10 protein-coding genes and 1 tRNA gene are annotated in these 14413 nt (G+C 64.4%); 1 reads left to right on the forward strand and 10 read right to left on the reverse strand.

Annotation, left to right across the window (positions count from 1 at the left end; all coding sequences use genetic code 11):
- Window positions 1–17: 17 nt before the first annotated feature.
- The 9 genes from E0E39_RS07470 to E0E39_RS07510 all read right to left on the reverse strand — a co-directional run bounded on the left by E0E39_RS07470 (window position 18) and on the right by E0E39_RS07510 (window position 11674).
- Window positions 18–4874 (reverse strand): SdrD B-like domain-containing protein, encoded by a 4857-nt coding sequence (locus E0E39_RS07470; protein WP_130874173.1) that lies wholly within the window; start codon window positions 4872–4874, stop codon window positions 18–20.
- Between the two features lie 192 nt (window positions 4875–5066).
- The gene (locus E0E39_RS07475; RefSeq protein WP_130874174.1) at window positions 5067–5726 is read right to left on the reverse strand and encodes an SDR family oxidoreductase; all 660 of its coding nucleotides are present in this window, start codon (window positions 5724–5726) and stop codon (window positions 5067–5069) included.
- 84 nt (window positions 5727–5810) lie between these two features.
- Complete coding sequence (locus E0E39_RS07480) at window positions 5811–7085, reverse strand: ABC transporter ATP-binding protein (protein ID WP_130874175.1); 1275 nt, start codon at window positions 7083–7085, stop codon at window positions 5811–5813.
- A gap of 22 nt (window positions 7086–7107) precedes the next feature.
- Window positions 7108–7950: a carbohydrate ABC transporter permease gene (locus tag E0E39_RS07485; protein WP_130874176.1), complete on the reverse strand. Its 843-nt coding sequence runs from the start codon at window positions 7948–7950 to the stop codon at window positions 7108–7110.
- A 6-nt stretch (window positions 7951–7956) separates the two neighbouring features.
- Complete coding sequence (locus tag E0E39_RS07490) at window positions 7957–8853, reverse strand: carbohydrate ABC transporter permease (RefSeq protein ID WP_207302448.1); 897 nt, start codon at window positions 8851–8853, stop codon at window positions 7957–7959.
- 26 nt (window positions 8854–8879) lie between these two features.
- Entirely contained in the window at window positions 8880–10181 is a 1302-nt protein-coding gene (locus E0E39_RS07495) for an extracellular solute-binding protein (protein ID WP_165444683.1), read from the reverse strand.
- A gap of 200 nt (window positions 10182–10381) precedes the next feature.
- Window positions 10382–10454, reverse strand: a tRNA-Asn gene (locus E0E39_RS07500).
- 59 nt (window positions 10455–10513) lie between these two features.
- Window positions 10514–11239 carry a histidine phosphatase family protein gene (locus E0E39_RS07505; protein ID WP_130874179.1) on the reverse strand — a complete coding sequence of 242 codons (726 nt, stop codon included), beginning with the start codon at window positions 11237–11239 and terminating at the stop codon, window positions 10514–10516.
- Between the two features lie 18 nt (window positions 11240–11257).
- On the reverse strand, window positions 11258–11674 hold the full coding sequence (locus E0E39_RS07510; RefSeq protein ID WP_130874180.1) for a hypothetical protein: 417 nt from the start codon (window positions 11672–11674) through the stop codon (window positions 11258–11260).
- 185 nt (window positions 11675–11859) lie between these two features.
- Here E0E39_RS07510 and E0E39_RS07515 point away from each other — a divergent pair, with 185 nt between their 5' ends.
- Window positions 11860–12663 (forward strand): sigma factor, encoded by an 804-nt coding sequence (locus E0E39_RS07515; RefSeq protein WP_165444855.1) that lies wholly within the window; start codon window positions 11860–11862, stop codon window positions 12661–12663.
- On the opposite strand, the gene dnaG is transcribed toward E0E39_RS07515, so the two are convergent.
- Window positions 12572–14407, reverse strand: coding sequence for a DNA primase (gene dnaG / locus E0E39_RS07520; RefSeq protein ID WP_130874182.1), 1836 nt, complete (start codon window positions 14405–14407; stop codon window positions 12572–12574). The two genes, E0E39_RS07515 and dnaG, sit on opposite strands and share 92 nt — an antisense overlap.
- Between the last annotated feature and the right edge of the window lie 6 nt (window positions 14408–14413).

Raw genomic sequence — 14413 nt, forward strand, 5'->3', positions numbered from 1 at the left:
CCCCTTCATCGTGCTTCTCAGGTACCAGTGTTCGGCAATCCAGGCCTGATGGGCGCCGGGGTTGGCGAGGGCACCGGCTCCGGGGGAACCGAGGGGCTCGGTGTGCTCGTCGGTGAGGGAGAAACCGGCGGGCTCGGCGAAACATCCGGGGGTGGAGGAGTCACCGGGGCGCAGGCCTGCGCCGAGGATTCCTCCCCTCCGAGGGTGAGGGTTGCCCGGTTCAGCAGCCCCGTCCCGTTCTCCCCCGCGTCCAATGCGCAGTCAGCGGCCGTATCCGTGATTCCTGTGAGAACCTTTGCCCGAACCTCGATGACGAAGGTGTGCGAGGCACCTCCCTCGATGGTCTGGTTGCTCGCGAGGACCTTGTCCGTGGCACCGTCGAAACCGGCGTTGGTCGCCGGGCCGCCCTCGACCGAGAGCAGCGACACCTTCTCGATGACGACCCCCTCGCCGGGTGCGGGGGTGTCGGTGAGGTCGTAGACACCCGCCCGGGATCCGGTGTTGGCCACCGTGATCCTGTACGTGGTGGTTGCGTCCTGGCCTTCCTGACGAGTCTCCTGGACTTCCTTGGTCACCTTCACCTCCGGAGGGTTGAGGAAGGTGTTGACGACCTTGATGCCGATCTCGGCGATCGTGTTCGGATCGTTGGTTTCAACCGGGATGGCGTTGGCCCAATCCCCCGGGGTCACCTCGTGGCTGGTGGCTCCCCCGGTGTCCGTCTCCTCGCCGAAGCAGCGCGCGCCCAGCGGCAGTTTGGCCTCCGCCCCGGTGGCGTCGGTGACGGTGACGCTCTGCCCGCCCTTGAGCTTGACGGGACCGCTGAACACGGTCGTCCCGGCCGCCCCGTTGTCATCTGGCAATTGGCAGGTGACGGTGACGGTGAATTCCTTTTCCTTGGCAGCCTCCACAGCTGCCGCATCCCCGTTCAGTTCCTTGGTGACCTTGACCTTTCCGGCCGAGTAGTAGTTGGTGAGTGAGGCCTTGACACTCTGGCCCGCCGATCCGTCCGCGTCCCAGCCGATGGTCACGGTGCTGGACGGGGGTTGTGCTTGCGGGTCGGCATCTGCGGCGTCCGTTTCCGTGACCACGCAGACGCTGCCGACCGGGATCCCCGTGATCGGGTCGCTGTCGGCCGAGGTGGCGCCGTCCGGGGTTTTCACCTTGACGTCGGCTCTGTTCAGCACCTCCTTGCCGTCCAGGGTGCAGATCACGGAGAAAGTGAACTCGTCCCCGCCCGCGAAGGGAACCACGCCCTGTCCTTCGAGTTGTTTGGTCACGGTGAGAGCACCGCTGGCCAGATAGCCCGCATCGACGGTCGGATCGTCGGTGTTCTCCGGCAGTATCACAGGAGCACTCTGGCCGGTGGTGGCATCGGCATTCGAGTCGAGAGCGGGGTCGGACCCGGCTGTCTGCTGGGTGAAGCCATCCGCCGCCTTCCCGAAGGTAACGGTGTATCCAGCTGCATCGGAGGCCCGCAGGTTCGGGAATCCGTAGGCGCCCTGGGCGTCTGTCTTCGTGCTGAGCGAGACCGCATTGCTCAGGTCATCGGTTCCTTTCAGACCGACCTCCACCCCGGCCATGGGCGGTTCATCAGATCCGTCGAACTGATCCTGGATCCCGTTGCGGTTGATGTCCAGCCAGGTGCGGTCGCCGATGCTGCTGCTCACCACCCGTTCCGTGCGGGCAATCGGCCCGACGGGGAACTGGAAACCCGCTGCCCGGGCGAACGCCTTGTTGGTGTAGACGTCTCCCTCGGCGTTCCCAATCCCGGCCATGGCGATGTCGAACTCGAGGACCTCACCTGAGCCGAAGGCACCGGGCTGGATCACCCGCAGGGCAGTGACCTCGGAGGCTGCGGCCGGGCAGGTACCCGTGCCGTACACCGCGGTGCCTCCCGCCGGGGAATCGCACCACGTGGTGCCTCCCGCAGGGGAATTGCTGGCGTCATCCGGGTCCTGGTTGACCTCACCGGCCGAGGTGTAGAGAATCCTCGCAGCCGTTGTTCCCTTGGTGATGGCAGCCGACTGGAACTCGAAGGTTCCGGAGTACTTCGTCTCGGTCACGCCCGTCAAACCGCTGGTGACGCCGTTGCGGGGCAGGACGTCGATGACGTCCGGGTTGTTCACGGAGTCGGCCTCGGGGCTGGGCAGTGTGTTGGTCAGACGCACCCGCCACTTGTTCGGCTCGTTGGTGGTCTGGCCCGGGAGATTCACCTGGGTCACGGGGGTGAGAGCCGTTTTCTGCAGCTTGATCCCGGCCAGGTTCGCGGTGACGATCTCCGCTTGATCGGTGCGCTGCTCCAGGGTGGAGGCATCGTCCTCGGCCCAGACCACGACGTCGTTGATGTAGGTTCCGTTGACCGCGGCCGGGGAGATCTCGGTGGTGACGACGATGGGTTCCATGGCCTTGTTCACCTCGTGACCGGGGAACACCCATCGCAGGTAGGTTTCCCCCTCATCGCAGGCCGGACGTTTGGCATCGGCCGGGGTGGATCCCTCAGAGACCACGGACGGGCTGATCGAGGCGGAGGTGAAAGCAGCGGCTGTGGGAAGGCAGTCCTCCACCCACACATCCTTCAGGATGCCGGGAACCTGAGCAGGCGAGGTCAGGGAAGGAGTGAGCTGGAACTGGGCGGTGTCGCCTCCTGTCACCTGCGGAGGAACCGAGCTGAACTCGCCAGAGGTCCCCTTGCGAACCTGCTTGTCCACCCGGACCTGGGCGGCTGCCAGGATGAGCCTGTCGCCGTACTGGCCGGAGTGGTTCGCCGGATCGTAGCTGGAACGCCCCCAAGCAGACTTGTTATCCAGGAGTTCTTGTCGGGTCAGTTCCGACATGTTGACCCGTTTCACACCGGCCCAGTTCGGCAGGATGTCGCCGGTGGGACGACCGGAGTCGACCACCTCGTGGCTGATGGCCACTACCATCCGGACCCCGACACCAACCGTCTCATTGTTGGCGACGGGTTCGGGCAGCACCGTGTAGATACGCACTCGGGAAACCGCGGAATAGACCCCCCTGGCCAGCAGATCCGGATCATTGCCCGGGACAGCGGCCGGATCGTCGTACCAAGGTCCTTGGGCCTCGCCACACTCCGAGGCCTCACCATTGCCCCCGGGCACCGCGGAGTACTGAACCTGGATGCCGGGCACCTGGGAGGATTCCGTCGCGTAGACGGCACTGCCGTTCACCAAGGCATTGTTGTAGCCGGAAACCCATACAGGTGCGCCAGCGGAAGCAACCCTTTGGAAATGAGCGTTGGGGTCGGTGCTGGCCGGGACGTTCCTGGCCTCGAGTCGCAGGCGTGAGCTGTCCCAGGCATCACACATCAGGGCGCTGATCTTTCCGGGATACCCGGGGTTGCTACCGACTATCTCGAGCTGGGACTGGATGTCCTGTGTGGGAGCCACCGTAATGCCGCCGGACATCCGGGTGGCGCCTCCCGCTGGGCCCTCGCCCTGGGCTGAATCCGATGGACTGAATTGTTGTGCGCTCATGTTCCCCGGGCTTCCCGGAACACCTTCGAAAGACTTGGAGAAGCCCGTCCCCACGCTGATCTGGGGAGTGGTGCTCCGGTGATTGTTCCAGTCCTTCTCGTCCTGCGAGTCGTCACCGGGGGCAGCGCTGGTCTGAACATCCGCGGCGGTCAGGCCGGTTATGTTCAGATTGGTGTAGGAGTTGGTGGTGGCAAGGGTCCAGGTGTTGTCCGCCTCCACACCGAAATCCTTGATGGTTGCCACGGGCGTGTAGACGATGAACGATGTGGAGATCGCGTAGGCCGTGTCCGCTGGGATGGCGTTCCCAACGGGCCTGAACGTTTGTTTCGGATAGGTCCACAGGGTCATGTCAGCATTTTTGACCGTGAACTTGGCGGGTTGTCCCGGGCCGTCCTGGTTGATTTCAACCGTTCCCGAGTCCCGCACCGAATTCAGCGAGGTTCCACCGCTCACACCGATCTTGGGGCCGGGTGCGCTGTAGAAGTAGTCGTACGGGTAGACGCGGCTTCCGTACTTCCCCAGGTCCGCCTTGATGGCTGCGATCTTTCCTGCTTCCAGCCCGGGGTACATCGCCTCGGGAGTCACGTCGTCGGTCCACGTGACGTCCCCTGTCGCGGGCATGGCTCCCTTCCCACCGGTAGGAGCACCGATGAGCGCGGTGTAGGCGGTCATCTTGCAGGTCGCGGCCTTGTCCCATGGACAGGCGGTGTTGGTGGGGCCGTACACGTAGCCCTGGTTCGGCGAGGATGAAATGCTGTTCTTTGAGATGTCCCATTTCAGTCGGGAGGATGCGGTGACGGTGGCGACCGTGGGGCTGGAGACCGTGGTCGCACCATCCGCGCTGAGCTCGGCCGAGGCCAGCGGTAGGGCGGTGCCGTTGCGCACGAGATTGCTGACCTTGGCCGTGAAATCGAAGAAATCAGAGCTGGCAGCAGGTTTGTTCCCGAGATTGCAGACGAGGCTCTGCGCGGGCATGGAATCCAAGGAGTTCGCCGACAGCGGAAGCTGGGGCGTGGGCAGTGTCTCCGGAGTTAGGGCCGATCCCGCCCCTGTGCAGAATCCGGGCAGCTCCTCCATGTAGATTCCCTTGGGAAAACCGATCTTGACGGTGGTGTTGTCCCCGACATCCTGGTTCACCCCGTACTGGACCCTGTAGGTGATGCTGTCGTTGACCCGGACAATTCCGTTGGTTGCACTGGAATCGTTTCCTGCTGAGTCGTCGGCATCGAATGACGGAGTGCCGTCGCTCTTGACCGTGACATCAATGCTCAGTTGCGGGGTGGCGTGCGCGACCACAGGAGACATCGCCCCGATCAGGACGCCGATCCCCAGAATGGTCAGGGCACGTGTTCTCCACCTGCCGACGGTCTTCAAGACCATTTCTTCCCCCCTGGCTACATCGAGTAGACGCCTGTCGCCGGAACCCGGCGAAAATCAAGCAGCTGAATCATAGCTGCAAACATCACTCGATGCTAATCAGGGATAGGGAACCAAGTTCCATTCGGTGAATCGCGTTCAGGGAGGTTCCCCAGGCCCAATCGGCGGGGAACAAGAACCGCTTCCCCGGCGAAGTCAGCCCCGGGAGCGGAACGCTTCTCGGATGTCGGTGGCGCCGTCGACGTATTCGAGAGTCCTGCCAATGGTTTCACCCATTTCGAGAGCGGCTTGGATGGTCAACGCTACGTTTCCCCTGGAGACCGTTCTCCCCGCCGATTCGCGGAGCGGGGCGAGGTCGATGGTTCCGGTGGGTTTCTCGAGGGTGAGGGTGGCGGGACCGAGAATCGTCCAGTCGAGCCCGGAGGAACGCAGATGAGCGTCCGCCGCAGCCTTGGCCTGAGCGTAGGCGTGGAAGGGATCATCCTGGGGAATGCCGTGGTCCGGGCCCGCCCCGAAGTAGGAAACCATGACGTATCGCCGCGCACCCGCCCGGAGCGCGGCGTCCATGCTGCGGATCGCCGCGTCCCGGTCGACCGCGTAGGTGCGTCCGGGATTCCCTCCCCCGGCCCCGGCCGACCACACCACCGCGTCCTTCCCCTCGAAGGCCCGCACCAGGTCATCCTCCAACGCGGTTTCCATGTCCAGCACGAGCGGTTTCCCGCCTGCCGCTTCGATGTCATGCTCGTGTTCCGGATTGCGGATCACACCCGTCACCGAATGCCCAGCTTCCCGGAGCAGGGGCATGGTCAGCAGGGCAACCTTCCCGTGCCCCCCGATGATGATGTGGTTGGCCATTTCGATGACTCCTTTCGGCGGTGACCGGATTCCGGCGTGCAGTTGCTGCCCGTCCGCGGAACCCGCGGACGGGCAGCAACTGCTCTACCGCGGCTCGTCCTTTTGGGATTTGCTCGATTCGTTCTCCTGGGTCCTGGCCCGCTCCAAGGCACGTTTCCTGGCCGTTTCGGAACGCTCGGCGATGCGCTGGGCGTTCTGCTCGTCCCGGGTCAGGTTGCGGCCGGATTCGGGATCGAAGACCATCATGTTCTCCGGCATGAAGTAGAGCCTGGCCTCCTCGCCCTCCAGGATCTGGGATCTGGGATCGAGGTTGACGACGAACTGGGTGCGCATGCCCTCGCCGTCGAGGTCCCGGTCCAGTTCCTCCAGGGTGCTCTGTACGGACGGATCGGATTGGAACGGGATGTAGGCGTACTGCTCGTTGCCGAGCCATTCGGTGACGTCGACGACCGAGTTGAAAACCACGGCTCCCTCGGGAGGCGTTACCACATCGGCGTCCTTGATGTGTTCAGGACGCAACCCGACGATGACGACCTTCTTGCCGGCGAGGTCCTGGCGGGCGCTTTCCGGAACGGGAACGGTGGCCATGGGAAGCTCCAGGTGATCCCCCTGGACCGTGGCCGGGAGGAAGTTCATCGGAGGCGACCCGATGAAACCCGCGACGAACAGGTTCACCGGCTCCTCGTAGAGCTCCCGTGGGGAGGCGCACTGCTGCAACACCCCGCGTTTCAGCACCGCGACCCTGTCTCCCAGGGTCATGGCCTCGGTCTGGTCGTGGGTGACGTAGATGGTGGTGATGCCCAGCCGGCGCTGCAGCCGGGAGATCTCCGTACGCATCTGACCGCGCAGCTTGGCGTCGAGGTTGCTCAACGGCTCGTCGAAGAGGAACGCGTCGGCTTCCCGGACGATCGCGCGTCCCATCGCGACGCGCTGCCGCTGGCCACCCGAGAGGTTGGCGGGTTTGCGTTCCAGGTGTTCCGTCAGTTCCAGCATCTCGGCTGCCTGGTCCACTCGGTGGCGGATCTCCTGTTCCGGGAGCTTGTTGCGGTTGAGACGCAACGGGAAGGCGATGTTCTCCCGGACGGTCAGGTGCGGGTACAGGGCGTAGTTCTGGAAGACCATGGCCAGGTTGCGGTCCTTGGGGGCCAGGTCGTTCACGGGTTTCCCGTCGATCAGAAGGTCACCGGAGGTGATGTCCTCCAACCCGACGACCATGCGCAGGGTTGTCGACTTGCCGCAGCCGGAGGGTCCGACGAAGATCATGAACTCGCCGTCCGCGATGTCCAGGTTGATGTTGTTGACGGCCTTGAAGCCGTCTCCGTACTCCTTGACGATGTTCTTGAGGGTGATGTGGGCCATTACTTTCTGCTCCTTGTCGGGGTCAGCCCTTGACTGCGCCAGAGGTGAGGCCGGAGACGATCCGGCGCTGGAAGATGAGGACGAGCACGACCACGGGGACCGTCACGACGACGCCCGCGGCGCAGATGGCGCCGGTGGGTGACTCGAACTGGCTGGCGCCGGTGAAGAAGGCCAGCGCCGCCGGGACGGTGCGTGCCTTGTCGCTGGTGAGCGAGATCGCGAAGACGAAGTCGTTCCATGCCGTGAAGAAAGCGATGATCGCGGTCGTGAACACCCCGGGCGCCGCCAGGGGCACGATGACCTTGCGAAATGCCTCCCAGCTGCTCGCGCCATCAACCTGGGCAGCCTGCTCCATCTCCCAGGGAATCTGCTGGAAGAAAGCGGACAGCGTCCAGATCGACAGCGGCAGGGTGAGAACCAGGTAGGGCAGGATCAGACCCGGGATGGTGTCGAACAGGTGGATCTGGCGCCACAGGTCGAACAGCGGGGTGACCAGTGAGATCACGGGGAAGAACGACACCGTGAGTGCCGTCCCGAGGATGAGCCGTTTGCCGGGAAAGTCGAGTCGGGCGATGGCATAGGCGCAGAAAGTTGCAAGAATCACGGCGATGAGCGTCGCGACGAGCGTCACCACGACCGAGTTGACCAGGGCAGGAAGGAACAGGTCCTTCGCACCCCCGGTGAAGATCAGCTCGTAGTTCTCGAAGGTCGGGTGCACAGCCCAGAAATTGCCGTCGGCACGGTCCGCGCTCGGTTTGAGCGACAGGTTGACGATCCAGAGCAGCGGAATGATCGTGTAGACGATGATCGCGATGGTGACGACGATCTGCCAGAACTTCTGGCCGGCGGTGAGTTCCCGAGTCATGTCCGCTCACCTCCTTCCCCGGGCGAGGTCCACACGGAACCCCTTGACAAAGATCACTGCGATGATGACCACGCACAGGAACAGCAGCACCGACACAGCGGAGCCGAGCCCGACCTCCGTGCGCGAGATGGTCTGGTTGTAGGCGACCAGGGACAGCGACGCCGTGTCGTGGCTGCCCGCGGTCATGATGAAGATGTTGTCGAAGATACGGAAGGCGTCGAGGGTGCGGAACAGCAGCGCGACCATGATCGCCGACTTCATGTTCGGCAGCACGACACGTCGCATCCGTTCACCCCAGGTGGCGCCGTCGACGATCGCGGCCTCCTCCATTGCCGAGTCGATCTGGGTGAGGCCTGCCAGCAGCAGCAACGACATGAAGGGGGTGGTCTTCCAGATCTCGGAGACACAGATCGGGACCATGGAGGTCCAGAACCCGCCGAACCAGTCGAACTTCTCCGGGAAGACCCCGAAGCTGAGAGTGTGCAGCAGGGGGTCGACGAATCCGGTGTCGGTGGCGAAGGCGTAGAACCAGGAGAACGCCGAGACCACGGTGATGATCGAGTAGGGGATCAGCACGATGGTGCGCAGCAGTCCGCGACCATAGATGATCTTGGCCATCGCCAGCGCGATCAGGAACCCGAGTACGAGCTCAACCACCACCGTGACGACGGTGATGAAGGCCGTGGTCCCGAACGCCTGCCACCAGAGCGGATCACGGAGAATGATCAGGTAATTCTCGAGAAACACGAACTTCTGGGCCCCGGGATCGGTGAGCCGGTGCTTGAAAAGGGAACTGTAGACGGCCTGGAGAATCGGGTAGAAGGTCACCAGCACCATGATCACGAAGGCTGGGCCGGCGAGTTTCCAACCGAGCCTGCGTTCCTCACGCGCGCGATCCGACATTTGCGATCCACTGGAACTGGACTTGCTCACAGCAACGCCTCCCCCTTGAGAACCTTCATGATCAGGTCGGTGGACTGCTTCGGGGTAGTCGCAGGGTCCACCGATTCGGGTGGCGACCAAGTGCGCTGGACCGCCGTCGACAGATCCCCGTAGTAGGCGGTGCGGGGCCGTTGAACCGCTGCATCGAGCGATTCCCTGATGGCATCGGCCATCGGGAACTGCTCACGTACTTCTGCGTCCCCGAAGACCGCCGCCCTGGAGGCCGGATTACCGGTTCCCAGCATGTAGTCCTTCTGGTGCTGCTCACTGGTGATGCACTGGATCGCCTTCCAGGCCGCGTCCTGTTTCTGGGAGGCCGCGTTCACCCCGAGTTCGATGCCGCCGAACGGCGGCGCGGATTCCTTGTCCGCGTCCACCCGGGGATAGGTGGTCCACGCGACATCATCGATGAAGGAGACCCCGTTGGCCTTCATGGCCGCGTAGACGTAGGGCCAGTTCAGCATGAATCCCGAGCTGTCCTCGGCCTGGAACATGTTGAGCGACATGGTCTCGTCCATCGACGACATGGCGGGGCCGACGACTCCGGAGTGGGCGAGTTTCGAGATCAGGGACGCTGCCCGCTGGCCGGCCGGGGTGTCGAACCCCAGCTTGGTGTCCTCGGCGGCGGCGCCCTCGTTCTCGACGATCTTCCCGCCGGCTCCCGAGACCAGTGCGTTGACGAGAACGGTGTATCCCTCGTAGCGCTTGCCCTGCACCGCGATGTCCTTGCCGGTTGCCTTGGCGGCATCCATCAGCTGGTCGAAGGTGACCGGCCGGGTCATGTCGAGCCCGGCCTGCTGGGCCACGGACTTGCGATACCACAGCAGCTGGGTATTGGCCCAGAACGGTGCCGCCACCATCTTGCCCTTCCATCTGGACGCGTCCAGCGAGCCCTTCACCCGGTCCGCGGTGAAGTCCTGTTCGTACTGCCCCGGGACGTCCACCAGGTAGTTTGCCTCGGCGAATTCCGGTACCACCACCGGGTCCAGGCTCATGATGTCGACCCCGGTGTCGTGGGCCGCCAGCCGCCGGATGAGCTGTTGCCGCTGGTCCGACGCATCGTTGGGTAGTTGCTCGACCCTGATGGTGTACTCGCCGCCGGAGGCCGCGCTGCACTCGGCTGCCAGCTGCGCCTGCCCACCCCCGGTCTCGGAGGATCCGCCACCATCAGGGTTGATGAACCATGTCAGTGTTGTCCCTCCCCCCGATCCTGACGAGCACGCCACCAATCCCGGGGCAATCAGAGCAGCGGTCGCCAGAAATGCGACTGCCCTAGTTTTGAACCTCATCGTTCTCCTCACGAACTGCAAAGTTCTCTCTGCCTTGAAACTGCGTGTTCTCGCCACCCTAGAGGAAATCCGGGTCATGTGGGGGAAAATCCAAAATTTGGCGCGTTCTCCCGAACCTGGGAGGGACGGATCGGGTGTGGCTCCGGAAACGACAAGTACCCCGTCTGGTGACGTTTCACCCGGCGAGGCGTAAGGGAGAGCTCCCCGGACTGGACTCGAACCAGTAACCCTTCGATTAACAGTCGAATGCTCTGCCAATTGAGCTACCAGGGATCATCGCGGCCTGCTGGCCACGGGGTGAGACTCTAGCAGGGTCTCACCGGGAACGCCAATCAGCTTGGCTGGAGCATGATGACGCTCGGTATTCCTGCCAGCACCAGGTGATCGACACGGTTGAAGCAGCGCAGCTCCGTGTCGTTGCCGGGGAACAACCGGAACCACGAGACCGAGGTGTTGTCGAGGGCGAACCAGCTCGAGGTCTCCCCCACGATCTGGTCGGAACACCGGGTCAGCTCGGACGGGCAGAACAGGGCGGTTGCGAACAGGGAACCGATGGCCCCGTGGCTGACGAGCACCACGCAGTCGTCGGAATCGAAGTCCCGACGCAACCACGTCACCAGGTTCTTGGCGCGTTCAATGGCCTGGTCGCGGGTCTCGAAAGGACCCTTCCACCACCCTTCCTCCGTGACCTCGTCCGGCAGCACGAGCCGGGAGGAGACCTTCTGGAGCACCGATCGGGGCGACCCCGGATGGTGACGGTGATCCATGATCGGGCCTACGAACGGTCCGCCGCGTTCCATCAAGTCGGTTCTGACCGCAACGTCCATACCGAGGTTCTTCGCCAGGGGAACCGCCGTCTCCAAGGCGCGCATGAACGGTGAGGAGAACACGCGGGTCGGGCGCGGAGTGAATCCCGGGAACCACTCGGCCAGCGCCCTCGCCTGGGTCCGCCCGAGTTCGGTCAGCCGGGGATCGGGCACCCTGAGCGTCTCGTCGCGCTTCTCGGCCCAGGTCTTGTTGTTGGTGGATTCGGCGTGCCTGATGAAGATGATGTCCACGAGGGAAGAACCTACCGTTCAGATTCCGTACTCGGATCGCAGTCGGTCGGTCTCGGCCACCACGAAGGCTGCCGTTCCGGGATCCTCCAGGCTGGCTCCACCGCTGACACTGGCCAGCCAGGTCACGTCCCCGTCCAGGAGGTTTCGCCGGGCGATGATCTGCACGGCACCATCCGGAAGGTCGTGATTGACGGTCATCACCGTCGATGCGAGCACCCGTTCCCTGAAAATCGACAGCAACTCTCCCGGGGAGTCGAGCACGCATTCGAGGCGTTCCCCACCGGCCTCCCAGAACAGCACGGAGCCCTCCTCGCGCCACCCCCCACGCAACACCTGCTCCCACAGCTCCGCCACCCACCGTCGAGCCGCGCGACGAGCATGCCCGTGGTGGCCACCACTGCCCCCGGCCCCTCGGCCCAGCCGAGTGGCCGTCACCGGTCACCGCCTCCACCTCTGGGCGATGGGGCATGTGACGCGTTCGGTTCGGCATGCACCCATTGTGCCCGCGAACCGGTGAGGTGTTTTCCCGGTTGCGCAAGGTGTTGTCACTTCTTTCCCCGGTGTTGGTGATCCATCTGAAACACTGGACCCGTCTCCCGCACGATGGCAGCGTTCCGGGCATGGATACCACGAAACTCGTTTTCTCGACCCCGTTGCTCAGCGCCGAGGAGGAGAGAGAACTGGCCCGGAGGATCGAGGCCGGTGTCTACGCCAGACATTTGATCATCACCGCCGACCGGCGTCATCGCATCAGCGCGCTGATGTGCGTCGTGGAGAACGGTTCCAAGGCCCGGGAGACTCTTTTCCGGGCAAATCTCCGGCTTGTCATGAAACTCACGGGGAAGGCCGTGAAGCGTACGGGTCTACCCCTCGATGACCTGTTCCAGGAAGGATGTCTGGCGCTGGGAGAAGCCATTCAGCACTTCGACCACACACGTGGCACACGTTTCAGCACCCTCGCTCACGAGTACGTGTCGCGGGCCCTGACGCGTTCCGCGCGCACACGATGCGGAAGCCTGGATCTGGTGAGGCCCGCCGACGGAAGTCGTCGCCCGATACAGTTCACGGACCTGGACCAGGTGCCGTCCCACATGCTCGCATGCGATGGTGGATTCGACGCGGTGGAGCTCTCCTCCATGGATTTCCTCGACCTGCTGGGTGTCGGCGGAACGGTGCTGAAACTCCGTTTCGGAATCGGGACCGCCTGCCGCACGCGAGGCCAGGCCGGAGCCGTGCTCGGAATGTCGGCGACGAGCATCAAACGCATCGAGGAACGTGCTCTGCTCGAGGCGCGTCGACTTTTGAACGCGGAGCGCTGCCGGATCGAGGTCATCAGGAAAGGCTCTGCTCCAGGAGGCGCTTGCGGCGCAGCTCGAGCCCGGTCAGTTCCTCGAACATCGCCTTGTGCTGTTCCGGTTCCTTGACGGGATCGGTCCGCTGGAGCCTGGATTTCAGCCCGGTTATTCGCCGGGACAGGTCCGCCAGCTGAAGCCGGTTCGTGTGGGCCAGGGAGTAGCTCTCGTCCGCCTGCCGCAGGAGGGGTTCTACCAGCAGCATGACGAGCAGTTGGAGCACCAGTTCGTTCGGGCAGCCTCGCCGCAGCTCCTCCGTCCAGCCGTCCCCCGGCTCGGTTGCGGAGATCACCCGGAACACCGCGGCGTAGCCGGGGTGGGAGAACTGCTCGGGTCGAACCGAGTTCCAGGCCTGATCGAAGGTGAACGGATACTGGAGCATCAGCTTCAGGGTGTCGCGTTCCAGCCGCAGCGCAGGATCGTCCGGGTCCGGCCAGTCCGCATTGGCCCTGCCGGAGCGCGGGTTCGCGTCCAGGCCGGGGCTGCCGCCCGGGGTGCGGCGGGACCGGTTCGCGGCCTCCCTGCGCACGTCCTCCAGGTCCATGCCGAGCATGTCGGCCAGTTCCCTCAGGTACTGGTTCACCAAGGAACGGTCACGAATCGCGCCCAGCAGCCCGGCGGCCTCACGGAGCGCCCCCAGCCGCCCGTCAGCGCGTTCCAGGTCGTAGCCCTTCAGGACGTTGGACATCACGAACCGGTACAGCGGTATCCGTCTGCCGACGAGTTCCCGGACCGCGGCCTCCCCGTCGCGCTGCCAGAGGTCGCAGGGATCGAGGCCCGATGGTTCGACCGCGACATAGGTCTGGACCATGAAGTTGTGGTCCCCCTGGAACACCTTCAACGCGGCCTTCTGGCCCGCTGTGTCGCCGTCGAAGGTGAAGACCACCTCACCGTGCAGCCCGTCGTGGGTGCCGAGGAGGCGCTGGAGCATGCGGGCGTGGTCGTCGCCGAAGGCGGTGCCGCAGCTGGCCACGGCGGTGTCGACCCCGGACAGGTGGGCGGCCATCACGTCGGTGTAGCCCTCGACCACCACAGCCTGCGCGCGTTTCCCGATGGCCCTGCGGGCCAGGTCCAGGCCGTAGAGCACGTGGGATTTCTTGTAGACGGGGGTTTCGGGAGTGTTGATGTACTTGGCGGGCAGCCGGTCGTCGTCGAAGATCCGGCGGCCGCCGAAACCCAGCACTGAGCTGGCCGAGTCGCGGATCGGCCACAGCAATCTCCCGGCGAAGAAGTCGCGGCCTCCGTCGCGCACGAGTCCCGCTGCCCTCAGCGTGGCCTCGTCGAAGCCCTGCGAGGTGAGCGCCTGCCTGAGTGCATGCCCGCCACGGGGGGCGTAGCCGAGCACGAACTGTTCCGCGACGGCCCGGTCGAAGCCCCGCTGGTCGAGGAACTGGCGCGCCGTTACGGCCTCCGGGGAAGCCAGTTGGGCGGCGAAGAACTCCTGGGCGGCGGCGTTCGCCTCGAGGATGCGTTTGCGCTGTCCCGGCGGCTGGCCGGGTCCCTGACCGTCGTCGGTGATCCTCAGGGTGATCCCGGCGCGGTCCGCGAGGGTCTGCACGGCCTCGGTGAAACTGAGGTTCTGCTGGCGTTGCAGGAAGGTGATGACGTCACCGCCCTCACCGCACCCGAAGCAGTAGAAGAAGCCACGCGACGGGGTGACGGTGAAACTCGGGGTCTTCTCGTCGTGGAACGGGCACAGCCCCTTCCATGACCCACCGCCCGCGGAGCGCAGGGCGACGTAGTCGCGAACCACGTCATCTATCCGGCAGCGCTCCCGAACCAGTGCGATGTCCTCGTCGTTGATCCGCCCTGCCATGGCGGG

Origin of the sequence: [Pseudopropionibacterium] massiliense (genome assembly GCF_900607225.1) — a bacterium.
GTDB classification, from domain to species: Bacteria; Actinomycetota; Actinomycetes; order Propionibacteriales; family Propionibacteriaceae; genus Arachnia; species Arachnia massiliensis.